The sequence below is a fragment of the Mucilaginibacter sp. OK268 genome (genome assembly GCF_900103125.1).
In the GTDB taxonomy this organism is placed as follows: domain Bacteria; phylum Bacteroidota; class Bacteroidia; order Sphingobacteriales; family Sphingobacteriaceae; genus Mucilaginibacter.
On record NZ_FNJV01000003.1, the window covers coordinates 608,348 to 625,101 of the forward strand.

Sequence of the window (16,754 nt, forward strand, 5' to 3'; positions counted from 1 at the left end):
CTATACTTTTTTCAGACCCGGGCTTTTTTTTTTGAGCTCTTTTTCTTTTAGATCTGGTAATGAGGTTGCTTCCCCGTTTTTGTTATTCCGCATTTTTTTAATGTCGGCAGGCACCAGATCCTCACTGCTGTATTTTCTTTTTACAGCAAAATCATCCGAATGCTTGATCAGCAGCCATGCATTATTTTCGGCATTATGCAATTTCACCAGGGCAAATTCACCTTTTAGCTTTTCTCCGTTTAATTTAAATTTCAGGTTACCGCTTTTTAAACCGGCTCTTAATGTTTTCACATCATCTACCCGCGATTCAGCAAGTGATTCATAAGTACCATGATCCCAGATCAATACAACCCCGGCCCCATAATTACCATTAGGAATGATACCTTCGAAAAATTGATAATCAATGGGATGATCTTCTACCATCATGGCCAGGCGTTTGTCGCCAGGGTTCATCGAAGGGCCTTTAGGCACTGCCCAGCTTTTTAAAGTGCCATCCAACTCCAATCTGAAATCATAATGCAGATTGGTGGCATGATGCCGCTGCACTACAAAAGATAGCGTTTTACCAGTGCTTTTGCCGGTTTTAGGTTCAGAAGTTTGTTTAAAATCGCGCTTTTTGATATAATCCGTTAAGCCCATTTTATGCTCCTTTCTTGCTCTGTAAACTTTCCATCAATTGTTCATACAGATCATCGCTCGTGGTTTTATGTGGTTTCAGCTTTTTGATGGTTGGTCGTTTTCCTTTTGCTTTGGCTTTAATAATGCTTAGCAGCTCATTACTATACTCATCTTTAAACTTCGAGATATCAAAATGCTCGGTATATTGTTTGATCAGTGCCAAACCAACATCCAATTCCTTTTTGGTGATCCCAACATTGTCGGCAATATTTAATTCATCTGTAGGCCTGATTTCCTGCGCAAAACGAATACGAGTTACTACCAGCACATTGTCTGACGGGTGAACGATACACAAACTTTCGGTATTGCGTAATACAAAACGAGCCAAACCAACTTTTCCGGATTTCACCATAGCCTTTAATAAAAGTACATAAGCTTTGTTAGTAGGAATATCAGGTTCGATGTAATAGGATGTTTCATAATACATGAGATCGATATCAGCGATGTCGACAAAATTCTCGATCTCGATCACTTTGCTTTTTTCGGGGGCCGCATCTGCAAAGTCGCCATCTTCAACTATTACATATTCGTCCTTAAGCTTATAACCTTTAACGATCTTGTCATACGGCACTTCTTTATGCGTTTGTTCGTTAACCCGTTGGTAACGTATCCGGGAATGATCCCTGCCATCCAGCATATCCAAATCAAGAGAACTTGTTTGCACAGCCGAATACAACTTAATTGGGATGCTAACCAGTCCAAACCCAATCGATCCTCTCCATATTGCTCTCATACTAAAATATTTAAGAATACTTATAGTATAACCCAATAGGCCTGGCCTGGTTTGCTTTAAAATAAAATCATTCAACAAAAGAAGCTGTGCTATAAATCAAATTGCCCCCCTTGGTGTTGATTTAGCCGATACTATTTATACAAAACTGGGTTTACATGTTTTTTGAAAAAAAATAAACAATTAACTGATTATCAATTACATAAATCAATATTAACCATAAATTGTGTAAACCATGTAAACCCACTTTTTGTTAATGGAGCCAATCCAAGACTACACATCGCTTAAGTATCTGAATAAATCAAAAAAAGAGGCTGATCATGATTTATGATACAGCCTCTTTACTATAGAAAACAGTAAAAAAGAGGCGCCCACTATGGTGAGCAACCCCTTAATCAACTATTGTATTACTTTACATCCCAGAATATTTTTGCATTACGCTTATCCTTAGCCTGTACATCACTGTAGTGGCTGTTAAAGCCGGTTTCGATACTTGGATATACCAACCTTGTTGGCGGGGTGGTATAATTGGCCAATTTACCTGCGCTTGGGAAATTTAGTACAGGATATTTAGTTCTCCTGTATTCGCTCCAGGCCTGTGTACCTTGCATAAATCCAAAATGAGCCCATTTTTGAATCCATATTTTCGCCAGCTTATCTGTTTGCGAACCTGTATAAGCAACGGTAGCAGAGGCAAGGAAAGTTGGAATATCAGCAGCGTTCAACGTTGGTTTAACACCTGTACCTAAACTATTCAGATAAAAATAAAAGTAAACTGACTGACCAACCGCTGTTTCATAAGCAGCTTTAGCATCGCCACCACCCCAACGCTCAAAAGCCTCGGCTTTCAGGAAATTAACCTCGGGCGCGGTAATTACAATACCCGGAAGTTTATTATTCGTTAAGAAAGTAGTTGAATCAACCACTGAGTATTTAAGAGCCTCTGACGATGCCTGATCACTCGTGAATGTTACTGGCATCGCTCTGTAAACAGGGTTACCTGGATTACCGGTCGCCAGTGCGTTGCTGCCTTTGTCAAATAACACCGGGATCCTTGGGTCATTAGCCGGCAACATTACTGTATTTAACAGATAGTCAGGCGCGTAATTACTACCACCTTCGGTAAGAGCGCTTTGTAACGAGCCGGTATAAGTAGTTAATGGCACCAATAAAGCATCGGTAGTTGCAGGATTATATGCAGCCACATTTCCGCCATCCATCAATGGGTATGATGTTGGATCGGCCAGCATTTTGGTAACTTCGGTTTTTGATCCCGCTTCGTCATAAAAAGACATACGCATCAGCAGGCGCAAACGGATAGAGTTGGCATAACGTCTCCATTTATCTACACTACCACCTAATAAAATATCCTGAGTGGTAAATGCCTTACTTGCCTGACCCGATAAAGTAGCCGTTTTAAAGTAAGTAGAAGCAGCATCTAAACCGGCAATAAAACTTTTGTAAAGTGCTATCTGGTCGTCAAATTTAGGGTTCTTAACCGTAGCGCTGGTTTCCAAACTACCGGCCTCACTAAATGGAATATCGCCCCAGCAATCAACCATTTGCGATGCCTGATCATATAAAGTTACCCGGGCAGCATTCATGATCACATCATTGTTTGCCTTATCCGTAGCCGACATTTGGTTATAAGTAACTTCCATGGTGCGGTATAGGGCCATCACACCATTGGCAGAACCATTCGGGTGATAAAAATCCTCCCAACGGCCACCCATATAGCCGTCATTTGGCTGATATACCGTATTGGTATTAGGCAGGAAAGATGTTTGTGAAAAATCTGCCGTTGCGGTTAATATAAACGTTCTGTAATGCCAGTATTCCGCTCTTACCCTGGTATTGTTCAACATGCCTGTAAACATATATGGAATAGTTACTACAGCTGTTTTTTCAGGGTTATTAAATTTTTCGTCGATGCTTTTTTTGCAGCTTCCTAATGATAAAGCCAGCAAAAACGCGTATCCTATATTTTTAAAATTCTTTTTCATAATTAATGACTTGTGCTATTAAAAATTCGCGTTTAGTGAAAATCCAAAACTCCTGGTAGCCGGTGACGAACCTTCGTCAACACCTTGTCTGTACCATTTGTCGCCAATCGGGGCTTCCGGATCCAGGTTTTTAAGTGTGCGGTAGATGTACAGTAAGTTTCTGCCTACTAAGGAGAACCTTAAGTTATTTACATGCAATGCTTTGCTTACACTGGCAGGCAATTTATACCCGAACACAACTTCGCGCAATTTGATGTAGTTGTTTTTAAATACCGCGTTTTCATTCACTGAGTTCTCGCCCCAGTCGTAAGTATTTAAGTAATAGGTAGCAGCATCAACAATAGTGCTGTTTGCTTGTCCGTTGTCATTTACACCTTGTAGTATTACACCATCATGGTATGTTTTGCTACCGCTTGGTGCAGCTCCTAAGTGTTTGCCGCCACTACCATCAATATAATAAGCTAAACCACCGTGTGATTCATCACGATATTGTAAAGTGCTTTCGTACATACCGGCAGCAGTACCATATTTTAATGGATTTGATACCATTTTACCACCAAAGCGGTAATCAACTAATACATCAAGTGAAAAACCCTTGTAGTTGAAAGTATTGGCAATACCACCTGCAATTTTAGGTTGTATATTACCTACGTTTACATATTTTGATTTATCAATAGTATATAAACCATCGCTGTTCACAATCTTATTGCCATTAGCATCTTTTGCTATTGGGTAAACTAATATGTTACCAATAGGCTGGTTTGGCTGGGCTACTACCAATAACGCAGACTGGTCGCCAGTGTAGAATGTCAGCCTGTCAAAACCAGGGGCCAGGTTATTTACCTTAGAATGGTTAATCGCAAAGTTTAAACGGGCATCCCAGCTGAATTTACCGGTGATCGGTTTACCGCTGAAACCAACTTCTAAACCATCACTGTGCAAAGTAGCAGCATTGGCCAGTAAGCTCGAAGCTCCGGTTGTAGGTGCCACGTTCAATGCCATAATTACGTTTTTAACCTGGTTAGTATAGTAAGTGAAATCCAAACCTAAGCGGTCTTTCAGGAAACGTGCCTCCAAACCATACTCCTGCTCATATTTCATTTCAGGTTTCAGCTGCAGGTTACCATAAGTAGCATCATAGGTAAGCTGTGTAACAGAGCCGTTTTGTGTTTGTAATGACGATTGGTTGTACAACACGTTCGGAATATACCTTGGCGCTTTATTTCCAACCACACCATATGAAGCCCTCAATTTTCCGTAGCTGATAAATTCAGGCATTTTAAACGCGTCTGTAAATACAAAACCTCCATTTACCGATGGATAGAAATAAGTGTTGTTTTGTGTAGGAAGCGTTGAAGCTGATTCATTACGCGCTGTACCTTCTAAGAAAAGGTAATTTTTATAGTTAAAGTTCAATATTCCAAATACAGCCTGGCTTTTCTGATAACCCCTGGTAGCGCTTGTATTTGGCACCCCGTAAGAGTTTGAGATAGAAAAGAAGTTTTCGGTTACTAAACCGCCATTGGTACCTGACGACTGATCACGATAGGTTTCGCTACGTGAAGTATAGCCACCACTAACAGACATATTAAGGTCTTTAGTCAATTTTGGTGAATAGGTTAACAATAAATCGCCGTAAGTGGTAGAATATTGCCCTTTGCTAACACCGTAATAGCCAGTACTTGATGAACCGTTAAAAGCTGCAGGGTACTCATTATATTGTTGTGATTCGGTGTTACGACCGGTATAATCACTACCGATACGACCTCTGAATTTTATGTTTTTAAACACATCCCAATTTAAAGTAGCACTAGTGATCAACCTGTTTTCGGTTTCATCCTCGCTGTTCTTTAATTGTGTCCAGAAAAAGTCCATAATATCAGCACCGCTCATATTGTATTTAAAAGCCTCAGCTGGGTTTCTGGACGCATTAGCCAGCGTTACATATTTGTAACCATCTGATGTCTGGTAGTTATCCAACAATACATCCGCTTTTTCTGAACGGTTTAAGAAGCCACCAAAGTTGGCTAAAACACGACCTAACTGGTATGGACGATTGTGGGTTAATGTATTAACATAACTCGCAACGATGTCTGTGCTTATTTTGTCGCTTAACTTAACTGTAGTGTTTAAGTTAAAGGAATTTTTTTGTTGTTTTTGACCGCGTTGTATACCGGTATAATCCAAACGGGTTGCCGACAAACGGTAGTTAACCTTATCTGTTTGATTGGAGATAGCGATATTGGCGTTTGAGCTATAGCCTGTTTGAAACAGATCTTTGTAGTTATTAGGCTGTGGGGTATAATCCCTGATCTGGCCATCCCACCATCTGATCTTCTGACCTTCCATTTTAGGGCCGAATTGTGCATAAGAGCTAAAACGCGGTCTGTACCCTGATGGTGAATTTGGATCAGCTAACCAGCCATCTTCGGTAAAACCACCGGCGAGGTTGGTTGCACGGTCATACCCAGGGCCATAAACATTTTGAAAGTTTGGTGTAAAAGCAACTTGTTCAGCAGTACCTACATAGTTGAAATCAACACCAAGCCCTCTTGATTTGGAACCTTTTTTGGTAGTGATAACGATAGCGCCACTCATGGCGTCTGAGCCATATAGCGCTGTCGCGCTCGCGCCCTTTAATACGGTAAGGCTTTCAATATCCTGTGGGTTGATGTCCAGGATACCATTACCCCTGATACGCTGATCAGACCAATACCCATCGTTATTTGAACCACCGGCACCAGCTTCGCTATTGTTACGGATAATAACACCATCCACAACGTACAGTGGCTGGGTGTTGTAATTAAGCGAGTTGATACCACGGATCTGCACGTTAACCGCGCTGCTTGAACCACCCGGAGCTGTAGTGATCTTAACACCAGGAGCTTTACCATATAATGCCGAAGCAAAATTGGTATTACCAGCCTCTGTTAGTTGCTTGGCAGTAACCGTGGTTGTAGCATAACCCAGGGAACGTTCCTGGCGTTTAATACCAAATGAAGTAACTACCACCTCATTTAGTTCGCCCTTGCCAACAGCCAACGTAACATTGATCACTGCCTCGTCGCCAACAGTAACCTCTTTTGCTGCATAGCCTATAGACGTAAATTTAAGCACCGCGCCTTTGGCTACTTTAATGCTGTACGCGCCGCTTGAGTTGGTTTGCGTACCCGTTGTTGTGCCCTTTATAACCACACTAACACCGGGTAAGGGGCCGCTATCATCGCGCACCACTCCCGTAACATTTGTTTGGGCAAATACATTTGCCGAGATAAAAAGAGGCAGTAGAAGGACCACCCACTTTTTCAAGTTTAGATAAAATTGTTGCATGAAAATTAATTAATTAAGTTAAAAAAAAAGAAGACCTTGGGTATGTTTATGCAGGTTCAGAAATATTGGCCTGCGGACTAAGTTTATACAGATTTTCAATCACGGTGGTCACACCTCCTAATAGCTGCGCGTTATTGCCCAGGTTCGAGACCGCCAATTGCGTATAAGTAGTTAAATGAGGGATGCAATGTTCATTCATTGCCTGCTGAATGGGACTAAGCCATAATTTGCCGATGACGCTCCCTTTCCCGCTTAAAATAATACCTTCGGGATTCATCAGATGTACCAGGATAGCCAGGCCCTGACCGATGTAATAGGCTGCTTCAGCAATTATTTTTACGGCAAAAGCATCGCCTTTAAGGGCTTCGGCGATGATATTATCTGCCGATACGGTATCGTATTTTACAAGACTGCTTACCTGCCCTTGCTTTAAGCCTTCAATAGCTTTGGCTTCAATAGCCAGTAAAGAGGCCTCTGTTTCCAAACAACCTTGCTTTCCGCATGAGCATAGCTTTCCGTTTTTATGAAGTGGTAAGTGGCTAAACTCTCCTGCAAAGCCACTGTGCCCTTTAAATATTTCTTTATTGATGATCATTCCCAAACCAACTCCCCAACCCAGGTTAATGATCATGGAATTGTTACGCGCGATAGGAAGCCCAAATTTTTGTTCGGCCAAAGCTATGGCCGTTGAATCATTTTCTATAAAAACAGGCAATTTAACCTGCTTGTTTATATAGTTTACCAATGTTTCTTCGGGAGTTTTCAGAAAGCTTAGGTTGTTACCCAAAAAAGCGTCGATAAAACCAGGCATGGTAATACCTATTGCCAGGAATTTATCTTTTGGCAATCCAGAATTAATAACCACAGCTTTAATATGGGTTATTAATGTGTGTACAGCATCATTGTTATCACTAAGCTTTAGCTCAAACTCCTGTGTATCACCCACAAATTCATTACTCATATCGGTAATGGCTATACGGGTCATAAACTGGTTCATCGCAACCGAAATAATAAAACCAGTATCAGCTATCAGCGAGTAAGTTGCCGGTTTACGGCCCCCACTTGATGTTCTTATCCCGATTTCCTTTACGATATTTAGCTTGATTAAGTCGGCTATCCCCTTGGTTACGTAGGGAATACTTCGGCCAGTATCGACGCTGAGGTCGTTTAGCGATGCTGTTTTACTGTAATACAGTCCCTTAATGATATCAATGTGTTTAAAAAACATGCAGCAGGAGGTTTATATCTGCATATATAAAAAAATTAATTTAATAAAAAAAGAAATCTTTTTAACTTATTTAAAAAGTATATATAAACATTTATAATTTGATTAATTACTTTTGAAAATGCTTAAAAAATTATCACCCACTTTTATAGTATTGTTTATCCTGCTATTTACAAGCAATACACAGGCACAACACCATGTAAACCCGGATGAGATCAAAGAAAAAATGCAATGGTTTGCCGATGCCAAACTGGGTATATTCATTCACTACGGCATCTACTCCGTAAAAGGAATAGATGAAAGCTGGAGCTTTCATAACAAAAAGATCAGCTATCCGGATTATATGAGCCAGTTAAAAGGCTTTTCGGCAAGCCAGTATAAACCTGATGAACTGGCCGACCTGATCAAAGAAAGCGGCGCCCGTTACGCGGTAATGACTACTAAACACCATGATGGTGTAGCCTTGTGGAGCAGCAAATATGGTCCGCTAAACGTAGTACAGAAAACCCCTGCTAAAAGAGACCTTTTAAAACCGCTGTATGACGCCTTGCGCCAACGTGGTGTAAAAACCGGCGCTTATTTTTCGCTGATTGACTGGAGCCATGCCAATTATCCTGGTTTTTTAAAGGATAGCAGCAGGTACCAGGTGAAAGATCAGCCAGCTAAATGGGCTAAATATTTAACTTTTATGAACGGGCAACTGGATGAGCTTGCCAAGCAATATAACCCCGACCTTTGGTGGTTTGATGGTGATTGGGAACACAGCGCAGAAGAATGGAACGCTTCTGGGGTTCGACAAAAACTATTAGGTTACAATCCAAATACCATCATCAACGGCCGCTTGCAAGGCTATGGAGATTATGATACGCCCGAACAAAACTTTCCGGTATCAAGACCCGGCTATAAATGGTGGGAACTTTGCATGACCACTAATGACAACTGGGGCTTTCAGCCGCAGGACAAAAATTTCAAAACACCTTACGAGATCATCAGTATTTTTACCGATGCCGTGAGCTATGGCGGCAATTTACTGTTAGATATTGGCCCTAAAGGCGATGGAAGTATCCCGGCAGAAGAAGTAAATCTGCTTAAAGAACTGGGTGCCTGGAACAAGAAAAACGGCGAAGGCGTTTTTAATACTATTGCGGGTATGCCGCAAGGCCATTATTATGGTGCAAGTACTTTATCAAAAGACTCTACTACGGTATACTTGTTTGTACCTGCTAAAACAAGCGCGCCTGTGTTAGTAAAAGGATTAAAAAGCAGCATCAAAAAAGTAAGTGTTCTGGGCAGCGATACTCCACTGACCTATAAAATTGTGGGTAAGATATCCTGGAGCCCAGTACCTGGTTTAACGTACATAAGCATCCCCGAAAACTTGCAGGACAAATACATGTCTGTCATAAAAATTGAACTGAATGGCAAACTCGACCTTTATCGTGGTAAAGGCGGTTTCCTTACTAATGAGTAATTTTGAGTCTTGAGTCTTGAGTCTGAAGTCGTAAGTCTAAAGTTTTTACTTGCAAGAAAAAAACGACACTTACGCCTTCAGACTAAGGACTCCAAGCTAAGGACTAAAGACTTATAGTCACCTTTGACCCGGTTTTTACCGCCTGGTAAATAGCGTCAATAATTTTCAGGTCTTTTACCGCTTCTTCTCCATTTACCGGCACTACAGGCTGTTTATTATCAAAAATAATTGCCGACATTTCTTCCATTTGTACCGTTTGGTGTGTAGTAACCGGCTGGGTCAGTTCGCCTTTGTGGGTACGTCCCTGTATTGGGCCATAACCTGTGGATGGCTGCATCTCTGCAAAACCCTTTTCACCGTCCAGGAAAAAGCGGTCGAGGTTATTCATATTATAGGTTGATAAGCAGGATGCCACGGCTCCGCTGGGAAAGCCAAACTGAAACTGGATGGTTTCGTCTACCCCTTCTTTAAATTTCACAGGGTCGGTTTTAGTTTCCTGGGCGGTAACCCAAACAGGGTCTTCACCGGTCATATAACGCGAGCCGTTGATAGCGTAAATGCCAATATCCATCATAGAGCCACCGCCGGCCAGTTGTTTATTTAGTCGCCATTGTGTAGGGTCGCCAATTTTAAAACCGCACTGGCCCTGAAAAAACAAGATCTTCCCAAACTCGCCTCTATTCCGCATCCGGATCACTTCGAGCGTTTTGGGCTCAAAATGCATGCGGTAACCTACCAGCAATTTCACATTAGCTTTTTTACAGGCGTCTACCATCTCCTGCCCTTCCTTAGCGTTTATGGCCATGGGCTTTTCGCAAATGGCATGTTTGCCTGCTTTAGCCACCCGTATTACCATATCATGATGCAACCCGTTCGGTGTGATCACATATACGGCATCGATGTCGGGGTTATTTTTGATGTTATCGAAATTCTCATAATTGTAGCAATTCTTTGCCGGGATACCGTACTTGCTTTGCCAGTCCTTAACTTTTGAGGGCGTACCGCTGATTACGCCAACCAGTTTAGCTTTTACGCATGATTGCATGGCCTCAGCAACGCGCGTCCCATAGCTTCCGAGTCCCATAATAGCAACACGGAGCACACGACCTTCATAGGCAGCTTCGTTATTATTCTTCATGTCGGCCCATCCCGAAAGCGGGGCCAGATGTAAGGCTAAGGCAGAGATCCCTAACTTCTGTAAAAAGTTGCGGCGTGAATTCATAGGTATTGGTTTTAAGGTTCGTAATCGATTATAATTTAGGCTTTTTTACAAAACCCCTAAGCATTGGAAATGTTTTTTTTATCCACTTTTGCCGGAAACAGAGGTCTGAAATAAGATACGTAGCATTCCCTTTTATTTTAGTATATTTGTATACAACGGCCCGGGTTTTCTCCCAAACAGAGAGATTCGGGCCGTTTGCATAAAGACCCAAACAGGCTAAAAAACGACCGATTTTAAGTTAGTTATTTGAATGTCAAACATTTAATACTTTTTAAACCTTTCAAAACCCATTAAAAATTTGTTAAAAAGTGTTAAAATGGCGTTAAAAAAGTGTTAAACAGAACAAAAGCCCCCCGGTTTTACCCTGTTTTCGACTAAAAAAGTGTTAAAATTCAAGGTTTAAAAAGTTTTTTCCGGCTATCAATTTTCATCATAGTCACATATTCCAAAATCGTCTTTTTATTGCCCCTGATGGTTTAGTATATTTACAACAAAGCAACGCTTCCCAGCGTTTACTTTACATACCTCATACCCCATGAATAAACAAACTTTAAAAAATACCGCTCAGCAACTAATGGCGGGCGACAAGGGCCTTTTGGCCATGGACGAAAGTATTGCCACCTGCAATAAACGCTTTGCAGAAGCAGGCATACCACAAACGGAAGAATACCGCAGAAAATACCGTGAACTGATTGTAACAACCCCTAAACTGGGCGAATGTATAAGCGGCGCCATCCTGTTTGACGAAACCACCAAACAAGCAGCCGATAACGGTACACCATTCATTGATCTGCTGGTTAAAGCCGGAGTTATCCCGGGCATTAAACTGGATGAAGGCGCCAAAGATATGCCCGCTTTCCCTGGTGAAAAAATAACCGAAGGCCTTGACGGACTGCGGGAAAGATTGAAAAACTATGCTGCAGCCGGACTAAGATTTGCCAAATGGCGCGCTGTGATCGTTATTTCAGATGATACCCCCACAGATGGCAGTATTTATGCCAACGCTCATGCCCTGGCTCGATATGCTGCTCTTTGCCAGGAAGCGGGCGTGGTACCCATCGTGGAGCCCGAAGTACTGATGGATGGCAACCACACCATCGAACGTTGTTTTGAAGTAACCCAGCGGGTATTGCATATTGTATTTGAGGTGCTGATACAACAACGTATTTACCTGGAAGGCATAATATTAAAACCCAACATGGTGGTATCCGGTATTGGCGCATCTGTACAAGCCAGCGTTGACCAGGTTGCCGACCTAACCGTTCAGTGTTTACTGCGCTGTGTCCCTGCTGCGGTACCGGGTGTAGCGTTTTTGTCAGGTGGGCAACCGGCCCCTGATGCAAGCGCGCATTTAAGTGCTATGCACGTAAAATATAAAGGCAAATTACCCTGGGCGCTTACCTTCTCGTTTGCCAGAGCGGTTCAGCAACCGGCCATGGAATACTGGCAGGGAAAAGATGAGAACGTGACCATTGCCCAACAACTCTTTTATAAACGCCTGAGCATCAATAATGCGGCACGGCGTGGTGAATATACACCGGCACTTGAAGCTTAATTTACCTAAGCAACCACAGCAAGTGGCTGAAATAGACAACTTGCTGTGGTGCTTATACCGGATCTTTGACAGACATAAACCTATTACCCGGTAACCTTAAAAAATAGGATAGCCCTCCGGCTCCGCATCCCTCTGCCATATACAGTACTATGATTGCTCCACTCACAAGCTAAAGATGGTCATAAATAGAAATTAATAAACTGAATATGAGTATTCTAACCTATTGGTTTATTAATTTTTTATTTATCTTATGCCACATTCCAAAAACCTAAATGATGAATAACAACCTTTACCTTAGCACCGGAAAACTTTTCCTGGTGATCAGTATTATCGCCATAGGCGTAATTCATATCGTATCGGACCATTTCCCGACCGGATTAATGCCTGTAGCTGCCTCATTGCCGGCAAAACAAGTATTGGCCTATTTAACAGGTTCGCTCATGATTGTGGCAGGCATACTTGTCCTGGTCAAAAAATACACGGCGTACGGCGCATTATTAGCTGCTCTGTTGTTTCTATTAGCCTTGCTCCTGATCCACGTACCAAAAGTATTGGCTGAACCCAATAATCCATCTGAATGGACAGGCACTTTTGAAGTTATCTGTATTATGGCTGGCGCCCTGATCTTGTTGGGCAATATCAGCAAAGACGGTGGCTCTAAGCTGATAAAAACCGGCACATACCTTTTTTCCATTGGCCTGCTGGTATTTGGCGTACAGCACTATATGTACGCTCAGTTTGTAGCCAACCTGATACCGGCCTGGATACCCGCTCATTTGTTTTGGGACTACCTGGTCATGGCTGCCTTTTTTGCTTCCGGAATAAGTTTCATCGTCAACAAACTGACCAGATTGGCTGGAGGGCTTTTAGGCCTCATGTTTTTGATTTGGATGCTGATACTGCATTTGCCACGTGTTATAGCCAATGTACACACTGAAGCCGAATGGACAAGCCTGTTTGTAGCCCTGGCATTTAGCGGTATATCTTTTTTAATAGCAGGTTTAGCTACTACAGCAAAGAATTAAAATCACCTGAAAAGCCTGCAGACCGTTCGGTCTGCAGGCTTTTATTTTTTTAGTTATCCCTTTTTACCGGGACATTTTATTTATTAATGCTCCTCAGGGATCCGGAAATAACGCTGTAACGTTGTATAATTCAAAGTACCAGGAATACTAACTCCGCCCGGTATAATTACAAAACGAAACTGGTGAGCATTAGAAATGTTGGTATAAGCGTTCAAACTGCTTACTAATTTAACCCTAACTTTGCCCAACGAAGCAAAATCAGACCAGGTATCTATATTAGGGGTTGTACCTTGCAGGTAAGTAATACCAATAGGCAACTGCCCTACCTGATTTGTAGGCCAAATAACCGGATTATACCCATTTAACTTGGCAAAAGCTATTACTGTACCTTTATCCAATATATTTTGCGTAATAGCCGGAATGCTGATATCGTGGTAAAATCCCCATGATCCAAAAATGGTGTCCTTTACATAGGTTGGCGGAGTAAACCAGCCGGTGTACATCACATTGGCAGTACCCGCAGGGCCCTGCGCACCGGTAGCTCCTTTAAATGATACCGGAGCTCCCCATCCGCCATCAGTTTTTGGACCGTACAACAGGTAATTTACCACATCAAGATAATAATCGCCATTATTACCTAATGAGCTTGCCGGAACCCCTGTTCCGTTAAGGATCTTATTACCAGGTGCACCAGCAGCACCTGCAGGTCCTTTTAGCGCGAAACCCGTGCCCCAGCCTGCAGCAGTTTTTGGGCCGTATAGCAAGCTGGTAGATATATTTAGATAAAAATCACCAACCGCACCTGTAGTGGTGGCAGGAACTGTGGTGCCACTGTAAATAACACTTCCGTTTTGCCCGTTAGCTCCCGGAGGGCCTGCGGGGCCAACTGCGCCTTGTGCACCTTGAGCTCCCTGTGAGCCTGCCGGGCCAACAGCCCCATCTTTTCCACACGATGCTGTTATCAACATTACCAACGCTGACAACACAAATAAGTAATTAAGTTTTTTCATGAAATTTGATTGTTAAAGAGTTATAGAATTTATCGGTACAGATAATACTGCAGCTCAAAGTTGAGCACTGCAATACCAAAAACGCACCGTATAACTACCTTAAAATCAGCGTAATTACACTCAATTCACCAACTTAAAAATGCGTATTTATACCTATAAAAAACAGGTAAATTATGGCGACGATTCTATCTTTGACCTGGCGATCCCCTATAATATATGAAGATGTCTAACTGATTTGAATTATTTAATGCTCTTTTTTATCTGGCAATAGTTATTACCCCAATCACATAAGGCATCCATAATGGGGATGAGCGTTTTACCCAGCTCGGTAAGCTTGTACTCTACCCGGGGAGGTGATTCGGCGTAGGCAGTGCGTAAAAGGATGCCATCGCGTTCCAGTTCTTTAAGCTGGGCTGTCAGCGTGGCCTGGGTGATATACTGCATCTTTTTCCGGAGCACTCCAAAGCGCATAGGGCACTTCTCCCTGATCTTGTTGAGCAGCATCAGCTTCCATTTTCCGCCAATAATGTCCAGGGCATTTGTCATCGGACAGTTATCTTCCAAAAATTCTTCATTTTCGGTTTTTATAACCAGCTGATCGTCATTATTAGTATCATTTTTCATACTTAGTATCCTCCTTCAAACTACTTGTGAGCCTCTCCTGCCTCACCCATCTTTGAACCGTAAAGTTAACAAAATCAGGCTTAAAGCCGGTTAAATTCATTTATCTGCAAATTATGAACAAGCAAATTTCAAGGTGGTTGCTGCTGGTTATCCTGTCGTCGGCAGTGTTTTTATCAGTGATTGATATATTTATCGTCAATGTGGCTATCCCCTCTATAAAAAGGGGTATACATGGTTCCGATAGTGATATCCAGTTGGTTATTGTGCTATACCTGCTGGGCTACGCCGCCTTCCTGATCACCGGCGGCCGGGCCGGCGATCATTATGGCAAAAAGAACGTTTTTATAATTTCTATGCTGCTGTTTATTGTTACCTCCTGCCTGTGTGGTTTTTCGCAAACAGCCTGGCAGATCAATACTTCGCGCTTTTTGCAGGGTATCAGCGCCGCTTTTATGATCCCGCAGAGCATTACTTACATCCAGGTACTTTTTCCGCTACACCACGACCGTATCAGGGCCCTGGGTATTTACGGAAGTATTGCTGGCACTGCCTCTATCATAGGGCAGTTTTTAGGGGGCCTGCTACCGGATATTCACTTTTTGATGGATGGCTGGCGATTGATCTTCCTCATTAATTTACCTATCGGTTTGGTAGCCGCGATCCTGGCAGCCATATTTCTGAAGGATACCAAAACCTCCAAAAAATCCCGATTTGACCATTCGGGTGTCAGCTTACTAACCGTAGCCCTGATATCACTGATATACCCTTTGGTCCGGGGCCCTGAGCTTCACTGGCCCTGGTGGAGCATGACATCTATCGCGCTCTCACTCCTATTGTTATACCTGTTTGTGCTCGACCAACGCCGGAAACTGCATAAGGGGCAGGAGCCTCTGGTTGACGTCCGCCTGTTCGGATTTAAGGACTTTAATATTGGTCTTTGCGCTGTACTGTTCTACTTTATGGTACAGGACACCTATTTTGTAATTAATGTGATCCTGTTTCAAAACGGTTTTGGTATCAGCTCGTCCGAAACCGGGGTATTCTTTGTGTTCCAGGGTGTTGGGTATGTGGTGGCCTCGCTATTGTCCCTTCGCCTGGTACCACGTTATGGCAAACGGGTGCTGCAGGTTGGTGTTTTGATCATGGTTACTTCGCTCCTGTTTCATTTACTGTTTTTCAATTCAGCGACAGTCAGCAGGTATTTACTATTACCTGTGCTTTTTATTTATGGTACCGGCTGCGGATCAGTGTTGCCATCGTTGTTGACTATGGCCCTCAAAAGCATTCCAACCCATTTTGCAGGGGCCGCTTCCGGTACTTTCTCCACCTTTCAGCAAACCGCTATTGCTTTGGGGATAGGTATAGGGGGCGGTGTATTTTTTTACCGGCTGGCCGGCGACACCAGTTTGGCCGGGTACATATCGGCTTACCGGATGGCCACCGGGATCAATATTTTTCTGCTGGGTATGGTGAGCCTGTTTTTGTTTTTGCTGCCCGGCAAACCACAGACAAAAACTTTTTAAACCTTAAATTTTAACAATTTTTTAGTTAAAAACAGGGTAAAAACACATCACTTTCGCCCATTTTAACAAAGTTTTAACGCCATTTTAACACTTTTTAACAAATTTTTGATGGGTTTTGAAAGGTTTAAAAAGTATTAAATAATTGATTATCAAATAACTATGTATTAAATCGTCGTTTTTTGGCCTATTTTGGTCTTTATGCAAACGGCCCGGTTCTCTCTGTTTGGGAGAAAACCGGGCCGTTGTATATACAAATATACGGATTTTTTGGGTAGGATAAAAGCTTTATCAGTAGCTCTCTCAGTATCCTTTCAGAAACCTAAGAGGAGATGGAATATTTTTTAAATAAGCCACAATG

Annotated in this window: 12 protein-coding genes; 4 read left to right on the forward strand and 8 right to left on the reverse strand. The window is 42.4% G+C overall.

Annotation, left to right across the window (positions count from 1 at the left end; genetic code table 11):
* From BLR84_RS12945 to BLR84_RS12965, 5 genes are all read right to left on the reverse strand, one after another.
* Window positions 1–639 (reverse strand): DNA polymerase ligase N-terminal domain-containing protein, encoded by a 639-nt coding sequence (locus BLR84_RS12945; RefSeq protein ID WP_090468531.1) that lies wholly within the window; start codon window positions 637–639, stop codon window positions 1–3.
* Window position 640: 1 nt separating this feature from the next.
* Window positions 641–1,411 (reverse strand): non-homologous end joining protein Ku, encoded by a 771-nt coding sequence (locus BLR84_RS12950; RefSeq protein ID WP_090469291.1) that lies wholly within the window; start codon window positions 1,409–1,411, stop codon window positions 641–643.
* Between the two features lie 404 nt (window positions 1,412–1,815).
* Complete coding sequence (locus BLR84_RS12955; protein ID WP_090468534.1) at window positions 1,816–3,411, reverse strand: SusD/RagB family nutrient-binding outer membrane lipoprotein; 1,596 nt, start codon at window positions 3,409–3,411, stop codon at window positions 1,816–1,818.
* A gap of 18 nt (window positions 3,412–3,429) precedes the next feature.
* Complete coding sequence (locus BLR84_RS12960; RefSeq protein WP_090468536.1) at window positions 3,430–6,741, reverse strand: SusC/RagA family TonB-linked outer membrane protein; 3,312 nt, start codon at window positions 6,739–6,741, stop codon at window positions 3,430–3,432.
* A gap of 46 nt (window positions 6,742–6,787) precedes the next feature.
* Window positions 6,788–7,969 carry an ROK family protein gene (locus BLR84_RS12965; RefSeq protein ID WP_090468537.1) on the reverse strand — a complete coding sequence of 394 codons (1,182 nt, stop codon included), beginning with the start codon at window positions 7,967–7,969 and terminating at the stop codon, window positions 6,788–6,790.
* Between the two features lie 118 nt (window positions 7,970–8,087).
* Between BLR84_RS12965 and BLR84_RS12970 the strand changes: the two genes are divergently transcribed.
* A complete protein-coding gene (locus BLR84_RS12970) occupies window positions 8,088–9,437 on the forward strand; it encodes an alpha-L-fucosidase (RefSeq protein ID WP_090468539.1) in 1,350 nt (449 codons plus the stop codon).
* Between the two features lie 103 nt (window positions 9,438–9,540).
* Here the strand turns inward: BLR84_RS12970 and BLR84_RS12975 are convergent, their stop codons facing one another.
* The gene (locus BLR84_RS12975) at window positions 9,541–10,659 is read right to left on the reverse strand and encodes a Gfo/Idh/MocA family protein (RefSeq protein ID WP_090468541.1); all 1,119 of its coding nucleotides are present in this window, start codon (window positions 10,657–10,659) and stop codon (window positions 9,541–9,543) included.
* Between the two features lie 535 nt (window positions 10,660–11,194).
* On the opposite strand from BLR84_RS12975, the gene BLR84_RS12980 reads away from it, so the two are divergent.
* A complete protein-coding gene (locus BLR84_RS12980) occupies window positions 11,195–12,214 on the forward strand; it encodes a class I fructose-bisphosphate aldolase (RefSeq protein ID WP_090468543.1) in 1,020 nt (339 codons plus the stop codon).
* A gap of 275 nt (window positions 12,215–12,489) precedes the next feature.
* Complete coding sequence (locus BLR84_RS12985) at window positions 12,490–13,239, forward strand: hypothetical protein (protein ID WP_090468545.1); 750 nt, start codon at window positions 12,490–12,492, stop codon at window positions 13,237–13,239.
* Between the two features lie 83 nt (window positions 13,240–13,322).
* On the opposite strand, the gene BLR84_RS12990 is transcribed toward BLR84_RS12985, so the two are convergent.
* Together BLR84_RS12990 and BLR84_RS12995 are read right to left on the reverse strand one after the other, a co-directional pair.
* Entirely contained in the window at window positions 13,323–14,249 is a 927-nt protein-coding gene (locus BLR84_RS12990) for a collagen-like protein (RefSeq protein ID WP_090468547.1), read from the reverse strand.
* Between the two features lie 240 nt (window positions 14,250–14,489).
* A complete protein-coding gene (locus tag BLR84_RS12995; protein WP_090468549.1) occupies window positions 14,490–14,873 on the reverse strand; it encodes a winged helix-turn-helix transcriptional regulator in 384 nt (127 codons plus the stop codon).
* Window positions 14,874–14,986: 113 nt separating this feature from the next.
* On the opposite strand from BLR84_RS12995, the gene BLR84_RS13000 reads away from it, so the two are divergent.
* Window positions 14,987–16,396 (forward strand): MFS transporter, encoded by a 1,410-nt coding sequence (locus tag BLR84_RS13000; RefSeq protein WP_090468551.1) that lies wholly within the window; start codon window positions 14,987–14,989, stop codon window positions 16,394–16,396.
* Window positions 16,397–16,754: the final 358 nt, after the last annotated feature.

Coding starts and splice junctions, on each gene's coding strand:
- BLR84_RS12975 (WP_090468541.1), bottom strand. CDS start 10,659: ATGAATTCACGCCGCAACTTTTTACAGAAGTTAGGGATCTCTGCCTTA.
- BLR84_RS12980 (WP_090468543.1), top strand. CDS start 11,195: ATGAATAAACAAACTTTAAAAAATACCGCTCAGCAACTAATGGCGGGC.
- BLR84_RS12970 (WP_090468539.1), top strand. CDS start 8,088: ATGCTTAAAAAATTATCACCCACTTTTATAGTATTGTTTATCCTGCTA.
- BLR84_RS12995 (WP_090468549.1), bottom strand. CDS start 14,873: ATGAAAAATGATACTAATAATGACGATCAGCTGGTTATAAAAACCGAA.
- BLR84_RS12990 (WP_090468547.1), bottom strand. CDS start 14,249: ATGAAAAAACTTAATTACTTATTTGTGTTGTCAGCGTTGGTAATGTTG.
- BLR84_RS12965 (WP_090468537.1), bottom strand. CDS start 7,969: ATGTTTTTTAAACACATTGATATCATTAAGGGACTGTATTACAGTAAA.
- BLR84_RS12985 (WP_090468545.1), top strand. CDS start 12,490: ATGAATAACAACCTTTACCTTAGCACCGGAAAACTTTTCCTGGTGATC.
- BLR84_RS12955 (WP_090468534.1), bottom strand. CDS start 3,411: ATGAAAAAGAATTTTAAAAATATAGGATACGCGTTTTTGCTGGCTTTA.
- BLR84_RS12945 (WP_090468531.1), bottom strand. CDS start 639: ATGGGCTTAACGGATTATATCAAAAAGCGCGATTTTAAACAAACTTCT.
- BLR84_RS12950 (WP_090469291.1), bottom strand. CDS start 1,411: ATGAGAGCAATATGGAGAGGATCGATTGGGTTTGGACTGGTTAGCATC.
- BLR84_RS13000 (WP_090468551.1), top strand. CDS start 14,987: ATGAACAAGCAAATTTCAAGGTGGTTGCTGCTGGTTATCCTGTCGTCG.
- BLR84_RS12960 (WP_090468536.1), bottom strand. CDS start 6,741: ATGCAACAATTTTATCTAAACTTGAAAAAGTGGGTGGTCCTTCTACTG.